This window comes from Streptomyces sp. NPDC048420 (assembly GCF_040651535.1).
In the GTDB taxonomy this organism is placed as follows: domain Bacteria; phylum Actinomycetota; class Actinomycetes; order Streptomycetales; family Streptomycetaceae; genus Streptomyces.
In genome coordinates this window covers 49,311-64,919 of sequence record NZ_JBEZKG010000031.1, presented here as the reverse complement: position 1 = coordinate 64,919, position 15,609 = coordinate 49,311, and the positions used below count along the sequence as shown (strand labels likewise).

Sequence of the window (15,609 nt, the reverse complement as noted above, 5' to 3'; positions counted from 1 at the left end):
CCTGCGGCCCTGGCGACGGCGCTGGGCTGCGCAGAGCCAGGACTTCGAGAAGGTCCGGGCGCCCGGGCAAGGCGCCCGGTTCTCACTCGAAGGGCGTCGGCAGGACCACGCGGGAGACCGCGCCGGTGCCGTGGTGGACGGTGTGTGTGCACGGCCGCAGCCCGGTTCCGGTGCCGGGCGTCGCACCGGTGCCCTCGTTGCGTGCGTACCGGGGGTGGGAGCCGCCGGCGATGACCAGACGTATCCGGTGTCCGGCCTTGACCTCGTGTGCGCAGGCGTCCAGCCGCACACGCACGGTCTGCACCTGGTCGAGGGGCGAAGTGGGATCCAGGCGGAGGAGCCCTTCTGCGAAGTTGCGGGACACGCCCTTGGGGTCGACGTCGCAGAGCCGCACGAAGACGTCGGCGTGCGGGTTGCTCCTGGTGTGCGCCAGTTCGACGACCGGTGTTCCCATGATCTCCACCGGCGCGGTCAGCGTGTCGGTGGTGAAGGTGAGCACGTCGGGGCGGCTTTCCAGTTTGGCGTTGTCCTTGCTTCCGCCGTCGAGGGTGAGCAGCGGGCCGCCGAGGGTCGGCGTCGGGTTCGACGGGTCGTAGACGTACGTGGACGGCGCGCCACCGGTCGGTTCGTCGGCCAGAAGCTTTCCGCCCGGCTGCAGGTAGCGCACGGTCTCGCCCGCCGCCGGTGGCCATTCGGCCAGGTGTCGCCAGGCGCCCTGACCGGTGACGTACACCTCGACGGGGGATACGGACCGCGGGCGAGTCGGCGCTTCGTCGGCGAGGTGGGTCTCCAGCCATTCGAGATTGCCGCGGAGCAGACCTCCCATGCCCTTCTGGCCCAGTTCCTGATGGGTCCCCGGGCCGACGGTGAGCGAGACCTCGACCCCACGGGCACGCAGCGACTCGTACTGGTGCAGGGTCTGGTCGAGGAAGAGGTCCTGCCAGCAGGCGGTGAGCCGCACCGGCACGTTCACCCGCTCAAGGGCGTCGCCGAGTTTGAGCCGGTCCCACACCGCGTCGTCGCGCTCCGGGGTGGTCAGCCATTCCTGGAACCACGGCGCATGGTGCCCTGTCGCCTCGTCGGCCGCATCGGCCAGCGGGAGGGCACCGAAGACCGGGGCCAGCCGCCGGTTCAGGGTGAGCATCCGCGGCACACCCCGCAGCCCGGGGAACCTTTCCTGGTTGACCACCATCTCCGCGAAGGACAGGAAGTCACCCAGACGGAACGCTCCGCTTCCGTGGGCCGCGTCGTGCATGTCGTGCGGGGCCACGGCGATCAGGGAGGTGCGCAGTTCGGCGGGCGGGTCCATGAGCAGGGCCCACTGGGTCCAGCCCACATAGGATCCTCCGGCGGTCGCGAGCCGTCCGTCGAACCACGGCTGGGTCCGCAGCCAGGCCACCGCGTCCTGGGCGTCGTCCGCCTCGTTCGCCATCGGATAGAAGTCTCCGGTGGAACCGAACGTGCCGCGGCAGCTCTGCAGCACGACGTGATAGCCACGGTCCGCGTAGACCCTCGCCTCCAGGTCATGCGGGAAGCCGCGTCCGTACGGTGTACGCACGAGGACCGTGCCCTGCGGCCGGTCGGTGACGGGAGCGTAGTGGTCCGTCACCAGGACGGCGCCGTCGCGGGCGGGGGTCGGAATGTTCCGCTCGACCCGGTAACCGTATCGGGCGCCCGGCAACCGCATCAGGCGCGTCAATAGCCGGTTCGCCGCGCGGGTGGTCAGGCTCGGGGGTGTCAGTGCGGTGGGACGTGGAAGTGTCGTCGTCATGGCCTGATCTCTGGTTCTTCGGTGGAGTGGTTCGGCGGAGCCCGGGCGTCACAGGCAGTCGCGCAGGGCGCGGCTGAGCGCGTTGGCGCGGTCGTCGGGGAGGGCACCGGGCTGTGCGGTCTGATAGGCGAAGGCGACCTCGGACTCCAGGTGGGCGAAGCCGAGGCAGCCGCCCAGGCCGTCGTGGCCGAAGCTGCCGGGGCCGATCATCGGCCGGTGGGCGGAGCTGGTCATGAAGCCGGTCCCCCAGCCGCTGTTCGCGTCCGGGCCCACGAACGGGCGGCCCTCGGAGCGCACCACGAGGGCATCGCGGACGATGTCCGGGCCCAGCAGCCTGACCCCGTCGACCTCGCCGACCGTGGCCGCGTACAGCCGTGCCAGGCTGCGGGCGTCGGTCACGAGATTGCCTGCCGGTATCTCGACCGACAGCCACGCTTGCGTGTCGGCGATCTGGGTGAGCCGGGCGGCATCGTAGAGACCGCCCAGGCTGATGGAGCGTTCGACCAGGGGTGCGGCAAGGGCTTCGGCCATCATGGCGATGGCCTCGGGGTCGGTGCTGGGCAGCGGGTCCGCCAGGGGATGGAAGTCGGCGGAGGTGGGGTCGGTGCCGTACGTCATCGACAGGTTCAGGGGATCGGCGATGTGCTCGCGCAGCCACTGGCCGGGGCGCAGTCCGGTGGCGCGGCGCAGCACCTCGCCGGCCAGCCAGCCGAACGTGAGCGCGTGGTAGGCGTACGACGTCCCGGGGGCCCAGGCCGGTGTCTGACGGGCCAGTGCGTCCGCCACCGGTTCCCAGGCACGCAGATCCTCCAGCGTCAGGTCCGCCTCGGGCGCCACCAGGCCGGCCCGGTGTGCGAGAAGGTGCCGTACCGTCGTCGCCTCCTTGCCGTTCTCGGCGAACTCCGGCCAGTACTTCGTGACCGGGGCGTCGAGGTCGATCAGGCCGCGCTCGGCGGCCATCAGCAGACAGACGGTGGTGACACCCTTGCTGACCGAGAACACGACCGTGCGGGCGTCGGGTGTCCAGCCGCCCCGGGCGGTCTGGCCGGCCCAGATGTCCACCACCGGTGCACCCTGGGCGTACACCACGCAGGAGGCCGCCGTGTCGCCGCGGAGTTGGAAGTTGTCGGCGAAGGCGTCCGCGACGGCCTCGAAGCCGCGGGAGACGTGGCCATTCACCAGTACTGCTGTCATCTCACGCACTCCCTCGTGCCGCGTTGTCCCGGATCTGGGTGATGATCTGTGGCCAAAGCGGCTGGGGAAGCTCATGGCCCATGCCGGGGTGGATGGTGAGCTTCGAGTCCGCGATCAGTTCGTGCATGACCTTGGATCCGTCGGGGCCGATCAAGCGGTCGCCGTCGCCGTGGAGGATGGTGGTGGGCACGGTGATGCGGTGCAGGTGCGGCGTTCGGTCGGGGGAGTTGTCGAGCGATTCCAGCTGCCGCTCGATGCCGTCGGGGTCGTAGTTGCGGTCGTACATCTGGCCGCCGAGTTCGCGCAGCCAGGCGATGTCCTGGGGGTATCCGGGTGAGGCGCACACCGCTTCGTTCTCCACGTACAGCGCGATCGCCTCGTCGCGGTCGCGGGCCCGGGGGCGCTGCGTCCGCTCGTCGACCAGGTCGCGTCCGGCGAGGAAGTCCGTGCTGGGCGCCGTGTAGACCAGGGCCAGGGTCAACACACGGGTGGGATGGTCGAGGGCGAGCTGCTGGGCGACCATGCCGCCCATCGACTGCCCCACCACGTGCGCTGCGGGGATCTCGAGCGCGGTGAGGAGGCCCGCGGTGTCGTCCGCCATGTCGGCCAGCGTGTAGCCGCCCTGCGGGAACTTCTGCGACAGGCCGACGTCCCGGTTGTCGAAGCGCACGACGTGGAAGCCCGCGTCGGCGAGTTGCCTGCAGAAGTCGGCGCGCCAGCCGAGCATGTGGGCCCCGAGGCCCTGGATCAACAGCAGCGGGGGGTGGCCGGGATCGCCGAAGGTGTCGTAGTTGAGCGACACCCCGGCGGGTGTGGTGATCACGGTCATGGAGAGGGTCCTTGCGGTTATCGGATCGAGCGGATGGCCATGGCCAGCGCACCGGCGACCAGGGCGGACGCGCCGCTGACGAGGAACAGTGAGCCGTAGCCACCGAGTCCGATGAGGGAGCCGGCGATGGCCGGCGCCGCGAGCTGGGGCAGGCCGGTGGCGACGTTGAGGATCGCGAAGTCGCGTCCTTCGCTCTCCTTGTCCGGCAGGACCAGCGACATGACGGCGAGGTCGACCGCGAAGTACGTGCCCAGCGAAGCGCCCGAGACGGCGGAGTACGCGAGCATCGCGCCCCAGCTGTGGCTGACGATCGGTATGACCTGGGACAGGCCCAGGCCGAGGGCGCTGATCGCGATGAACAGCTTGCGCCGGTCGAGCTTGTCGGCGAGCCAGCCGCAGAGTGTGGCGACGGCGATCCAGGTGCCGAACGACACGGTCGAGAGGGTGCTCACCGCGAGGGCGACATTGCCGCCGGGGACGTTCTTGGCACCGACGTAGTCCTGCACGGCGAAGAAGAGGTAGCCGGAGACCGTGAAGTAGGCCAGGAACAGGCCGAACCGGCTGGCGAAGGCCAGGGCGAAGTCACGGTGGCCGAAGGCGCGGAAGAACGCTCGGACGGCCGCGAGCGCGCTGCCTCGTTCCTTCGGCTTCTCCGTCGCCAGGTCGAGCGAGGACGGTTCGCGGGCACCGGCCACGAGTGCGAGCGTCGTGACGAACAGCACCAGCGCGAGAGCCGTGTAGGCCCAGAGCTGGCTGACCCGGCTCGCCAGGTTGACGCCGAAGAGGATGCCCACGGGCGTGCCTAGACCGATGACCGCGGAGGCGATGCCACGTCTGGCCACGGGCACCCGGTCGGGCAGGATCGCCGAGATCGCTCCGCCGTAGAAGTTCGAGGTGAACCACAGGATCGGGACCAGGATCGCGAGGGCGACCAGTCCGGTGCTCAGGCCCATGGCGATCGTCAGAAGGGCGGACACGCCGGCCATGACCACCAGCCAGGGGGCGCGTCGTCCGAACCGGGACCGCGTGCGGTCCGAGAGCGCTCCGCCGGCGGGAAGGGCGAGCATCGAGGCCACCGCGCCCAGGGTCGTCAGCAGCGCCAGCACGCCGACCTTGGAGTCGGGCGCGAGCTGGGCCACCTGCGCGGGGAGCAGGATGACCCCGATCCCGTTGAACAGGGCGTACATCGCGGTGGTCGCCGGGAAGACGAAAGCGAGCAGGCGGCCCAGGCGGACCGGATCGGTGGGGGCGAGAACGCGGCCGGGTGTCGTGTCGGTCGTGACGGGGATCGTGTCGTCCATGACAGATCTCTCTTCGTGTGGATCCACCCCGTTGGCACGCCGGAAGGCGGAGATGGGCCGGGGTGGGCGGCTCGGGCAAAACGGGTGCGGGGGCGGTCCCCCGGCAGGCCATTGCGGCAACCGATGCGGCGATCTAACCGCGATCTAATACGTATTAGATCGCTGATCGCCGTACCGTAGCCTGTGTGTGAAGGCGTGGCAAGAGGTCGGGGAGGGGCGTTGCCGAGGGTCACCAGCAAGGACGTGGCGCGGGAGGCCGGGGTCTCACAGACCACCGTGAGCTTCGTGCTCAACGGCAGGGAGGAGCACGGGCTCTCCGCGGAGACCCGCCGACGGGTGCTGGAGACGGCGAACCGGCTCGGCTACGTGCCGTCGGGGGCCGGCCGCGCGCTGCGCAAGGGCCGCAGCAACGTCGTGCTCTGCGTGGTTCCGGACTTGCCCGTCGCGGAGGCCATGGAGCAGTTCAAACTGGCCCTCGGCCGGTCTCTGGGTGAGGCGGGTTACACCTGCGTGTACCTGCACCACGCCGGGACGGCCACGCCGCTGGCCGAGCTGTGGCAGCACGTCCAGCCGGCGGTGGTCGTCGCGTTCGGCAGCCTGCCGGCCGCCGACGCCCGGTCACTGCACCGGGCTGAAATCCCCCTGCTCGACGGCGTATTCACCCCGGACGGCACCGGCCTGACCGGGCTGAGCCAGGAAGACATCGGACGGCTGCAGATCGAGCACCTCGCGGCACGCGGCCACCGGCACATCGGCTACGCCGCGGTGGACGACCCCCGGGAGCGGCCCTTCTGCCTGCCGCGCCTGGAGGGAGCCACCCGGGCCTGCCGCGATCTGGGGCTGCCGGCTCCGCAGGTGGTCAGCATGCGCTACTCGCGGGACAGCGCCCGGGCCGCCGTCGTGGAGTGGACGCAGGGTTCCACCCCGGTCACAGCGGTCGCCGCGTTCAACGATCTGATCGCCCTCGCCGTCCTGGCGAGCTGCCGCACCCAGCACATCGGCATCCCGGACGACCTGGCGCTCATCGGCGTCGACGACCTCCCCGTGAGCTCGCTCGCCGTACCCGCCCTGACCACCATCGGGATGGACCTCACCGCCGCGGCCGGCAATCTCACCGCCGCCATCCTCTCGACGGTAGGGGCTCCCCCTCCGGCGGCACCGAGCGGGCCTGACGTGGGGGGCATCCTGGCGGTCATCCAGCGCGAGACGACGTAGCCCCGGTCGCGGTCACGCGAAACCCCGGCCGGTGCGAGGAGGCACCCGGTCACGGTGCCCCAAGCCGACAGGCGCCGCATCGCTGCGGCGCCTGCTGGCCAGGGGTCAGAAGTGGGCGATGTCCGAGAAGATCTCCTGCTGGAAGCAATTCACTGCTGCGAGAGCATGAATTACAGCTTCCCCGTCCTGAAGTCCGCACTGCTCTTGAGGACCGCGGAGTCCATGCTCCAGTTCTCCGGCTGGACCCTCTCCCACAGACTTCCCTTGCCGAGTTCCCTCCCCAGCTGGTCCTCCCGACGGAACCACTCCTCAGCGCTCCTGATCCTGTTGGGGTGGATTTCGTCGAGCAGGGCGTAGTCCCTGGTGATGATGCCGTGCTTCCAGACGTTCCAGAAGCCGGTGAAATTGTCACGGAAGCTCATGGTGCTCTTGTCGTCGGGGTCGGCGTTGTATCCGGCGGGGTGATCGGCGATCCCCGTCAGGTCCGGATGACTCCAATAGGCATCCAGATCTGTGTCGATGTACCGCGCCGGATGCCCGGTGACCTTCTCGAATGCCGCGGCCATGTCGGCGTAGGTCATGTGCTCGATGGCGACTTCGAGGTCCATGCCGTTGGCCCGTTCCGGGTGGTCGAAGAGCCAGCGGACATAGAATCCGCAGTCTTCCAGGGACACGTGCGGGACGGCTCCCTCGCCGAGGGGGACCCGCCACGTGACGACACCGTCCTCGATGGAGGGCGTCATGGGCGTGAGCGGTGAGATCACCATCTCGATGTAGGGGCCCGAGGTGAAGACCGCAGCTCCCATGCGGTCCCTGTTCTTTTCGTTCTGGAACAGCACCCATTCGGCCATGCGGCCCTTGCCGTCATAGTGGCCGGTGCGGAAGCGGGAATCGTAGCCCGACTTCTTGAGGGCATAGTCGAGGTTTCCGTAGACGAAGAACTTGATCCCTTCTTCGATCGCGATCTCATAAGTGCGGATGGCCCAGTAGGTCTCCGTCTTCTCGCCGGTGTTGAAACCGTCGATGTTGATGAACGCCCCGTCGCAGCCGCGAAATCCCTCGCGCAGTACGTCCTCGTCGGCGAACGTCCCTTCGAGGATGGAGACGTTGCCGAGCGCGACAAGCTCCTGAGCTCGGGGGGAGGTGGCGTCTCGGGTGAGGACCTTGACGGAGTACTTCTTGTCGGCGACAAGAGCGCGGACAACGGGCATCCCCTGGGCCCCGGTGCCGCCGATGACGAAGATGGAGGAGGTGGCGTGAGTGGTCATGGTTGCGACTCCAAAGCGGAAACCGATCGGTTTCCATCGGTTTCCAGCACGGTACACCGATCGGTTTCCCGGCGGCAAGCGCTCAGGGGTCGTCAGAGTCCCGCGGGTCTCTTCTGACCTGCGGGACTCCGATCTGAAAGGAAACTAGGGAAGCAGTCCCTGTCGCCGTGCGGTGACCACCGCCTCGAAGCGGGTGCTCGCTCCCAGCTTGCGCATCGCGCTGCGCAGATACGACTTGACCGTCTCGGGAAGCAGCGACAGCCTGCGCCCGGCTTCGGCGTTGCTGCAGCCCAGCGCCACCTGCGCCAGGACGTCGAGTTCCCGGGGTGCGAGCGTCGGGCCCGGTACTGGATGGGCGGTGGACGGCGGGGCCAACCGCCCGGCCACGTCGAGCAGCCGACCGCGCAGGTCACCGTCGGGCACCTGCTGGGCCAGGCACCGCAACTCGGCGTGGACTTGGCGGAGTTCTTCCAGTGGCACGCCTCGTTGCCCGCCGTCGGCAGGGCCCCGCGCGGCGTCCAGCAGGCGCAGGCGGTGGTCGACCTCGTCCCGGATGACCAGCTCGGCCGCCAGTCGCCGGGAGGCGTCGGCGACCTCGTCGGCCGCCCGGTCCCCGAGAGGTGAGGGGCCGCGACTGGCCCCGTAGAGCACCGCGCGCACCATACCGGACACCACGACGGGCACGGCGACGACGGAGCGGATCCCCTCCGTCAGCACGGGACGGTCGTAGTCATGCGTGATCGAGCGCGCCGACCGGTAGTCGGTCACCTGGGCCGGCCGCGCCGTGATGAGGACCCGGCCGCCCAGCCCGGTCTCGGCGCGCACCCTGAGACCGCGCAGGCCCGCCGTCCGCACACCGATGAACTGCGACAGGCTCAGCTGGCTGTTCTCCACCTGGCCGCCGAACAGGACGGGGATGCCGGAGCGCTCGTGGACCTGACGGAGCACCTGCCGAAGCGCGTCGCCGTCATCCGGCCGCAGAAGGGCGTCGGGGCCGGAGTGCGTCATCCGTCACCCCTTTCCGGGGGTAGTGCGCCGTCGTCGTGATGCGGAGCATAAACCGGCGTAACACCCCCGTCATAGAGCGGCGGCGGGATCGGAAAGGGGATGACGTGGCCATGAACGAGCGATCGGCGCCGGCGGTGACCTCAGGGCCCGGCGGGCCGTCGGTCGGCCGGGGGCGGGAGTTGCTCGGCCTCTTCGGCGCTCCGGACGCCTGTGCCGCGGAGCTGCTCTGCGACCGGCATCCCGCGGACGCGGTGGCCTTCACGGTGGTCGAGAAGGACCTGACGGCCACGGACCTCACGTACGGGGACCTGCGCCGCGACTCGGCCCGTTTCGCCGCCGCACTCGCCGACCTGGGGGTCGGGCCCGGCGACGCGGTCGCCACCCTGATGGCCAAGTCAGCCGACCTGGTCGTGGCCCTGCTGGGCATCTGGCGCCGCGGGGCCGTGCACGTGCCGCTGTTCACCGCCTTCGCGCCGTCCGCCGTGGCTCTGCGGCTCGGCGCGAGTGCGGCGAAGGCCGTCGTGGTCGACGCGGACCAGCGGGGCAAGCTCGCGCCCGGCGAGGACATGCCCGCCGACCAGACCTGGCTGACCGTGGTCGCCGGGGGTGCCCCCGAGGGCGCGGAACTGTCCTTCGGTGAACTGCTCGCCCGGTACTCCGGCGAGGAGCCGCTCGGCCGCCCGGTCGCGACCGGCCCGGATGCTCACCTGGTCCTGCTGTTCACCTCGGGCACCACCGGCGCTCCCAAGGGCGTCCCCGTTCCTGTCCGGGCGCTGGCGTCGTTCCAGGCGTATCTGGAGTTCGGCCTCGACGTGCGCGAGGACGACGTGTTCTGGAACGCCGCCGATCCCGGATGGGCGTACGGCCTCTACTACGCGATCCTCGGCCCGCTCGCGGCCGCACGCCGCAGCCTGCTGCTGCACGCCGGCTTCAGCCCCGCCCTGACCTGGCAGGTCATGGCGGCTTTCGGGGTCACCAACTTCACGGCCGCACCGACCGTCTACCGCAGCCTGCGGGCCGCGTCCGATCCGGTGCCCGAGGGGCTACGGCTGCGGCGGGCCTCCTCCGCCGGTGAGCCGCTCACCCCGGAGGTCGTCGCCTGGTCGGAGCAGGCCCTCGGCGTGGCCGTACGCGATCACTACGGGCAGACCGAGCACGGCATGGTGATCGCCGCCGGCTGGGCCGACGCCGTCCGGACACCGGTGCCGCCCGGCTCGATGGGCCGGCCGCTGCCCGGCTGGTCCGCCGAGGTGCTGTACGAGGAGCGGGACGAACCCGCCCCGCCCGGCACCCTCGGCCGGGTGGCCCTCAGTGTGCCGGACAGTCCGCTGCTGTGGTTCACCGACTACGCGGGAGCGCCGGAGAAGACCGCAGAGAGGTTCACCGCCGACGGCCGCTGGTACCTCACGGGCGACGCCGGTCTCAGGGACGACAACGGCTGCTTCTTCTTCTCCTCCCGCGACGACGACGTGATCATCATGGCCGGGTACCGCATCGGCCCCTTCGACGTCGAGAGCGTGCTCGTGCAGCACGAACGGGTGCTGGAGGCGGCCGTCGTCGGTGTCCCCGACGCCCTGCGCGGCGAGGTGCTGGAGGCGTTCGTCGTGCTGCGCCCCGGGACACCGCCCGACGAGGACCTGGTGACGGAACTCCAGCAGCTCGCCAAGCGGAGGTTCGCCGCCCACGCCTACCCGCGGGCGGTGCACTTCACCGACCAGCTGCCCAAGACGCCCAGCGGGAAGATCCAGCGCTTCCTGCTGCGTCGGCAGCGCGGGCAGGCCACCGGCGAGATGCCGGCCGGCCCGACCCGGGAGACGAACTCATGACCGCGCACGTGTCCCGCCTGCTGCCCACCCAGGAGGCGGCCGAACTGCTCGACCTGACCCGGGAGATCGCCGACGGCGCCCTCGCGCCCCGGGCCTCCGCCGACGAGCGGGCCGAACGCTTCCCACGTGACGTCTTCCGCACGCTCGGCCGGGCCGGGCTGCTGGGCCTCCCCTTTTCCGAGCAGTACGGGGGCAGCGCCCAGCCCTACGAGGTCTACCTCCAGGTCGTCGAGGAGATCTCGGCCCGCTGGGCGAGCGTGGGAGTCGGACTGAGCGTGCACACGCTGTCCTGCTTCGCGCTCGCCGAGTACGGCACCGAGGAGCAGCGCGAGAAGTGGCTGCCCGACATGCTCGGCGGCGAACTGCTCGGCGCCTACTGCCTGTCGGAGTCTCACGCCGGCTCCGACCCGGCCGCGATGCGCACCCGGGCCCGGCGGGACGGCGACGCCTACGTCCTGCGGGGCGAGAAGGCGTGGACGACCCACGGCGGGCACGCGGACTTCTACCAGGTGATGGCCCGTACCTCCGACCATCGCAGCCGCGGCGTCTCCTGTTTCCTCGTGCCCGCCGAGTCGCCCGGGCTGTCGGCCGACCCGCCCGAGCGCAAGATGGGGCTGACCGGATCGGCCACGGCGACCGTGCGGTTCGACGACGTCCGCATCCCCGAGGATCGGCGTCTCGGCGACGAGGGGCAGGGACTGCCGATCGCCCTCGCCGGGCTGGACGCGGGGCGGCTCGGCATCGCGGCCGTCGCCGTCGGCCTGGCCCAGGGTGCTCTCAATGACGCGCTCGCGTACGCGAAACAGCGGGAGACCTTCGGACAGCCGATCGCCGGTCACCAGGGAGTCGCGTTCCTGCTGGCCGACATGGAGGCCGCCGTGGACTCCGCCCGGGCCACCACGCTGGCGGCGGCCCGGCGCAAGGACGCCGGACTGCCGTACGCCCGTCAGGCCAGCATCGCCAAACTCGTCGCCACCGAGGCGGCGATGCGGGTCACCACCGACGCCGTCCAGGTCTTCGGCGGCGCGGGCTACACCCGGGACTTCCCCGTCGAGCGCTACATGCGCGAGGCCAAGGTCATGCAGATCTTCGAGGGCACCAACCAGATCCAGCGCCTCGTCATCAGCCGTGACCTGGTGCGCGACCGCGCCGAGCCCTCCCACCACGTCCTGCGCACCGCGATCGAGGAGCCCCGCGCATGAAACTCACCGGATCCGCCGCTTTGGTCACCGGCGGCGCCAGCGGTCTCGGACGCGCCACCGCCGCCGCACTGCTGCACGCCGGCGCCCATGTGGTCGTCGCCGACCTGCCGTCCTCCCCGGGGTCCGTCACCGAGGAGCTCGCCGGCGCCGGACCCCGCGTCCGCTTCGTCCCCTGCGACGTCACCGACCCGGACACCGTGCAGGCCTCGGTGGACGCGGCGAGCGAGCTGGGCCCACTGCGTGTCGCGGTCAGCTGCGCGGGCGTCGCGACTCCCGGCCGCATGCTCTCCCGCAGCGGCCCCCTGAACCTGGACGCCTTCGCCCGAGTGGTCCAGGTCAACCTCGTCGGCACCTTCAACGTGTTCCGGCTCGCCGCCCAGCGCATCGCCGAGTCCGAGCCCGTGGACGGCGAGCGCGGGGTCCTCGTCGCCACCTCTTCGGTGGCCGCCTACGACGGCCAGATCGGCCAGGCCGCCTACGCCGCGTCCAAGGGCGGGGTGGCCGCCCTCACCCTCCCCGCCGCCCGGGAACTCGCCCAGCACCTCATCCGCGTGGTCTCGATCGCGCCTGGCCTTTTCGACACCCCGTTCATGGCAGGACTGCCTCAGGAGGCCCGCGACTCCCTCGCCCAACAGGTCCCGCACCCCGCGCGCCTCGGCGACCCGGCCGAATTCGCCGCCCTGGTACGGCACATCGCCGAGAACCCCATGCTCACGCGAAGTCATCCGCCTCGACGGTGCCATCCGGATGGCACCCCGCTGAGAAACGAGACGGGCGGGAGGCGCTGCCGAGACGGCTTCGCGGTCGCGTCACGCACGGATCGAGCCGGAAACGGCCTCGGGAAGTTCTCGGGGCGGAGCGGAGTGGTGGCGGTGGTCTCTCGCGCGGGACGGCAGCCCCTCAGGATCGGCGCCCTCGGTCCGCGTCCCGGCGGCATCCGGGACAGACCGACACCCTCGCGCTCATGAACCGCCCACTGCCGCGTTCGCCACGCCCCCCGTCAGCCGTCGCCCTCGGCGCCGATCAGGACGAAAGCCATCGTGGCCGGTTGGCCGCTGCGGTTGCGCCAGGCGTGGCGGGTGCCGTTCTGGATCACGATGTCCCCTGCTGAGAGCGGGGTGCGGTGGCCGTCGTCGAGTTCGAGGACGATCTCGCCCTGCAGCACGATGCCGTAGTCCACGGTCGGGGTGGCGTGCATGCCGTCGGGTTCGATGAGTTCGGCGAGACCGGGCGAGTCGGCCCGCTGCTCCCGGTCGAAGGCGACGGGGTCGAACGCCGGGTCGGCCATCGTGGCCTCCGGCGGGAAGGTCAGGACGATGAACCGGGTGCCGCCCGGCGCCGGGAGCAGGCTGGTGACCTTCGGTGTGGGGTCCTCCCCCGTCCTGCTGACCGGTCCGCCCGGTTCGGTGGCCCAGGGCAGGCGGGACACCCAGCCCGGGAGGCTGGTGAACTCCCGGCTGCGCGGGATCGGGCCGTCGCTGACGACCGTCGATCTGCCGTTCTCGTCATGGCCGGTGACGACTCTGCGCATGTGACTCTCCTCGGTCGGGTCGGCGAACCTGTCTAGTCGGTCGGTTCAGGCGGGCCGGACGCTGCCGGGACCGGCGGAAGACACGAGAGCGGTCTCCCAGGCGTCCACCACGTCCGCGACTGTGGGGGCAGGAGCCCGCAGCAGAGCGGTTGCCACCGTGCGCACGAACAACCGGTGCCGTTCGTTCGTGAGGTACTCCACCGGAGACTTGCCGTCCACCCGCGCGAGCGACAGCGCAGGCAGCAGTGTCGCCGCCCGCTCGTCGAGGGCGGGGCGGGGCTCCCAGTCGACGCACCGGAGGTACTCCTCGGCCAACTCCCGGGCGGACCGCAGGAGTTCGGCGCGGCGCCCGGGCACCACCAGGCTCTTGAGGAGCAGATGGTTGACACAGAACGCCAGGTCGAACGCGGGGTCGCCGTACCAGGCGCACTCGGCGTCCAGCAGTACCGGCCCCGACGGGCCGACGAGGATGTTCTTCGGGCTGACGTCACCGTGCACCAACGCCAGACGCGTGGCGGCCGTACGGTCGGCGAGGTCCTGGAGGGGGCCGCTCAGACCGGGGTGTGCGGCAGCCGTGGCCAGCAGGTACGGCTCGATGCGCAGCGCGTGGAAGTTGTCGTCGGTGGCGAACTCCACGGCGAGGGCGGCGTCGCCCGCGCTCGCCGCGTGAAGGCCGCCGAGCAGTTCCCCGACGGCCGCCGCGGTCGCCACCCGCACCTCGCCGTCCAGCAGTTGCGCCTTCCACATCGGGTACCGCTCGGGCGGCAGGTACGCCATCGCGAAGAGGCCGGCTTCGGGGTCGTGGGCCAGCAGTTCGGGCACGCTGTCCGAACGGTGCCGGGACGCGAACCGCATCCACGCCCACTCGTAGGCGTTGCGCGACACGGGTGCCTGCCAGTCGGCGGAGACCTTCAGCTTGGCCAGGGCACGCTTGACACAGAGGGAACGTCCCGGCAGGTCCACCCGCCACAGGTCCGACGAGACACCGCCGGCCAGCGGCGTCCAGCGCGTGGCCGCACCGGGCTCGGCGAGGCCGTGGGCGATCAGGAAGTCGGCGAGCAGGGGGTCCGGGCTCGTGGGCGCGGTGGTCGGGTTCATCGCCGGTCGCCCGATCCGGCGGGGTGGTTGCAGGGGTGCGCCGGAGCCTCGGCCGCGAGGACCCGTACGACCTCCTCGGCGGCCCGGCGGCGCAGCTCCGTCACCGAGGCGTCGGAGGAGAAGGCGACATGCGGGGTGAGCAGCGCGCCCGGCTGGTCCAGCAGCTCGGCGGGTACGTGCGGTTCGCTCTCCAGTACGTCGAAGGCGGCGCCGTCCAGGTGTCCGCTCTCCAGCGCCTTGGTGACGGCGTCGGTGTCCACCAGCCCACCGCGGCTGACGTTGACCAGCAGGCCGCCCGGCCGCATCCAGGCCAGTTGCTCGGCACCGATGATGTGGTGCGTGCCCGGCGTGAGGGGCACATGGAGGATCACCACGTCACTGCGGCGCAGCAGTTCCTCCAGCCCGACCATCTCCACTCCGGGGGCGTCCCGCGGTGGGTACGGGTCGTGGGCGAGGATCCGGCTGCCGAACGCGCCGAGCTTGCGCGCGGTGGCTCGTCCGATCCGTCCGAAACCGACGATGCCGCAGGTCAGCGTGGACAGACGGCGAAGTCGGGCGCTCGCGGGGTTCCAGTGGCCCGCGCGGACCTCCCGGTCGAACACGGCCAGGCCGCGCGTCCAGGCCAGCACCATGCCGACGGCGTGGTCGGAGACCTCCTCGACGCAGTAGTCCGGCACGTTGGTCACCCACACGCCCCGCGCGGTGGCGGTGTCCACGGCGATGTTGTCGAGACCGACCCCGAGCCTGGCCACGATACGGAGATCCGGCACGGTGCCGATCGCGGTGGCGGAGACGGGTGCCCAGCAGGTCAGGATCGCGTCGGGCCGGTGCTCGGCGACCAGTTCCTCGATCACCTCGGCGGAGGCGGGCTCGGCAGGGCCGGTCACCAGGGTGTGGCCCGCCTGCTCGATGACCGAGCGCTCGACGGAGTCGTCGGGCCACGCGTGGTCGGTGAGCAGCACGGTTCCTGGGCGGCTCGGTGGGTTCATGGCAGATCGTCCTCGAGAAGTCGTGCGACGGCGGAGTCGTGCGGTCGCGGGGGGCGACCGGGCGTCCCGCCCGGTCGCGTCGATCAGCAGGTTTGGTCATCTGGGGGGGCGGCCGACGGTACCGTCCGATCGGGCCTTCGGCCGCCGTGGGCGAAGCGGGAAGAGGGTCGCCGGGCTCGGGTGGGCCGGCGCTCGCCGACTTGTGGTCGGTTCGGGTACAGCGGTAGGCCCCTGGGACGGGTCACGGGATGCCGGGGCACGTCGAATCACTTTGTCACAGCCACGTGATGCTAACGATAGCACTCGGGCACTTCGACACGTCAAGAGTGCGATGTCCGTCGTAGAAATACGCCGTTCATGTCTTGACGCGCCCGGAT

Annotated in this window: 13 protein-coding genes; 4 read left to right on the top strand and 9 right to left on the bottom strand. The window is 71.0% G+C overall.

Annotated features, from left to right (window positions below; all coding sequences use genetic code 11):
• Positions 1-82 precede the first annotated feature (82 nt).
• The 4 genes from AB0D34_RS40015 to AB0D34_RS40000 are packed head-to-tail and all read right to left on the bottom strand — an operon-like array spanning position 83 to position 5,095.
• Positions 83-1,771 (bottom strand): CocE/NonD family hydrolase, encoded by a 1,689-nt coding sequence (locus AB0D34_RS40015; protein ID WP_362671299.1) that lies wholly within the window; start codon positions 1,769-1,771, stop codon positions 83-85.
• A gap of 48 nt (positions 1,772-1,819) precedes the next feature.
• Entirely contained in the window at positions 1,820-2,965 is a 1,146-nt protein-coding gene (locus tag AB0D34_RS40010; RefSeq protein ID WP_362671297.1) for a serine hydrolase domain-containing protein, read from the bottom strand.
• 1 nt (position 2,966) lies between these two features.
• Positions 2,967-3,794 (bottom strand): alpha/beta hydrolase, encoded by an 828-nt coding sequence (locus AB0D34_RS40005; RefSeq protein WP_362671295.1) that lies wholly within the window; start codon positions 3,792-3,794, stop codon positions 2,967-2,969.
• A 17-nt stretch (positions 3,795-3,811) separates the two neighbouring features.
• Positions 3,812-5,095 carry an MFS transporter gene (locus tag AB0D34_RS40000; RefSeq protein ID WP_362671293.1) on the bottom strand — a complete coding sequence of 428 codons (1,284 nt, stop codon included), beginning with the start codon at positions 5,093-5,095 and terminating at the stop codon, positions 3,812-3,814.
• 219 nt (positions 5,096-5,314) lie between these two features.
• On the opposite strand from AB0D34_RS40000, the gene AB0D34_RS39995 reads away from it, so the two are divergent.
• Positions 5,315-6,310, top strand: coding sequence for a LacI family DNA-binding transcriptional regulator (locus AB0D34_RS39995; protein ID WP_362671291.1), 996 nt, complete (start codon positions 5,315-5,317; stop codon positions 6,308-6,310).
• Between the two features lie 170 nt (positions 6,311-6,480).
• Here the strand turns inward: AB0D34_RS39995 and AB0D34_RS39990 are convergent, their stop codons facing one another.
• Together AB0D34_RS39990 and AB0D34_RS39985 are read right to left on the bottom strand one after the other, a co-directional pair.
• A complete protein-coding gene (locus AB0D34_RS39990) occupies positions 6,481-7,578 on the bottom strand; it encodes an NmrA family NAD(P)-binding protein (protein ID WP_362671289.1) in 1,098 nt (365 codons plus the stop codon).
• A gap of 144 nt (positions 7,579-7,722) precedes the next feature.
• The gene (locus AB0D34_RS39985) at positions 7,723-8,586 is read right to left on the bottom strand and encodes a LuxR C-terminal-related transcriptional regulator (protein WP_362671287.1); all 864 of its coding nucleotides are present in this window, start codon (positions 8,584-8,586) and stop codon (positions 7,723-7,725) included.
• Between the two features lie 110 nt (positions 8,587-8,696).
• Between AB0D34_RS39985 and AB0D34_RS39980 the strand changes: the two genes are divergently transcribed.
• Genes AB0D34_RS39980 through AB0D34_RS39970 form a run of 3 tightly spaced genes read left to right on the top strand, consistent with a single transcriptional unit; the run spans position 8,697 to position 12,582 of the window.
• Positions 8,697-10,412 (top strand): AMP-binding protein, encoded by a 1,716-nt coding sequence (locus AB0D34_RS39980; RefSeq protein ID WP_362671284.1) that lies wholly within the window; start codon positions 8,697-8,699, stop codon positions 10,410-10,412.
• Positions 10,409-11,614, top strand: a complete 1,206-nt coding sequence (locus AB0D34_RS39975) for an acyl-CoA dehydrogenase family protein (RefSeq protein ID WP_362671282.1) — start codon at positions 10,409-10,411, stop codon at positions 11,612-11,614. The genes AB0D34_RS39980 and AB0D34_RS39975 overlap by 4 nt, the downstream gene beginning before the upstream one ends.
• A complete protein-coding gene (locus tag AB0D34_RS39970; RefSeq protein WP_362671280.1) occupies positions 11,611-12,582 on the top strand; it encodes an SDR family NAD(P)-dependent oxidoreductase in 972 nt (323 codons plus the stop codon). Before AB0D34_RS39975 ends, AB0D34_RS39970 begins: the two co-directional genes overlap by 4 nt.
• 32 nt (positions 12,583-12,614) lie before the next feature.
• Here the strand turns inward: AB0D34_RS39970 and AB0D34_RS39965 are convergent, their stop codons facing one another.
• The 3 genes from AB0D34_RS39965 to AB0D34_RS39955 are packed head-to-tail and all read right to left on the bottom strand — an operon-like array spanning position 12,615 to position 15,232.
• On the bottom strand, positions 12,615-13,145 hold the full coding sequence (locus AB0D34_RS39965) for a cupin domain-containing protein (RefSeq protein WP_362671279.1): 531 nt from the start codon (positions 13,143-13,145) through the stop codon (positions 12,615-12,617).
• A gap of 45 nt (positions 13,146-13,190) precedes the next feature.
• Positions 13,191-14,243, bottom strand: a complete 1,053-nt coding sequence (locus AB0D34_RS39960; protein ID WP_362671276.1) for an aminoglycoside phosphotransferase family protein — start codon at positions 14,241-14,243, stop codon at positions 13,191-13,193.
• Positions 14,240-15,232: a C-terminal binding protein gene (locus tag AB0D34_RS39955; RefSeq protein ID WP_362671274.1), complete on the bottom strand. Its 993-nt coding sequence runs from the start codon at positions 15,230-15,232 to the stop codon at positions 14,240-14,242. Before AB0D34_RS39955 ends, AB0D34_RS39960 begins: the two co-directional genes overlap by 4 nt.
• Positions 15,233-15,609 lie beyond the last annotated feature (377 nt).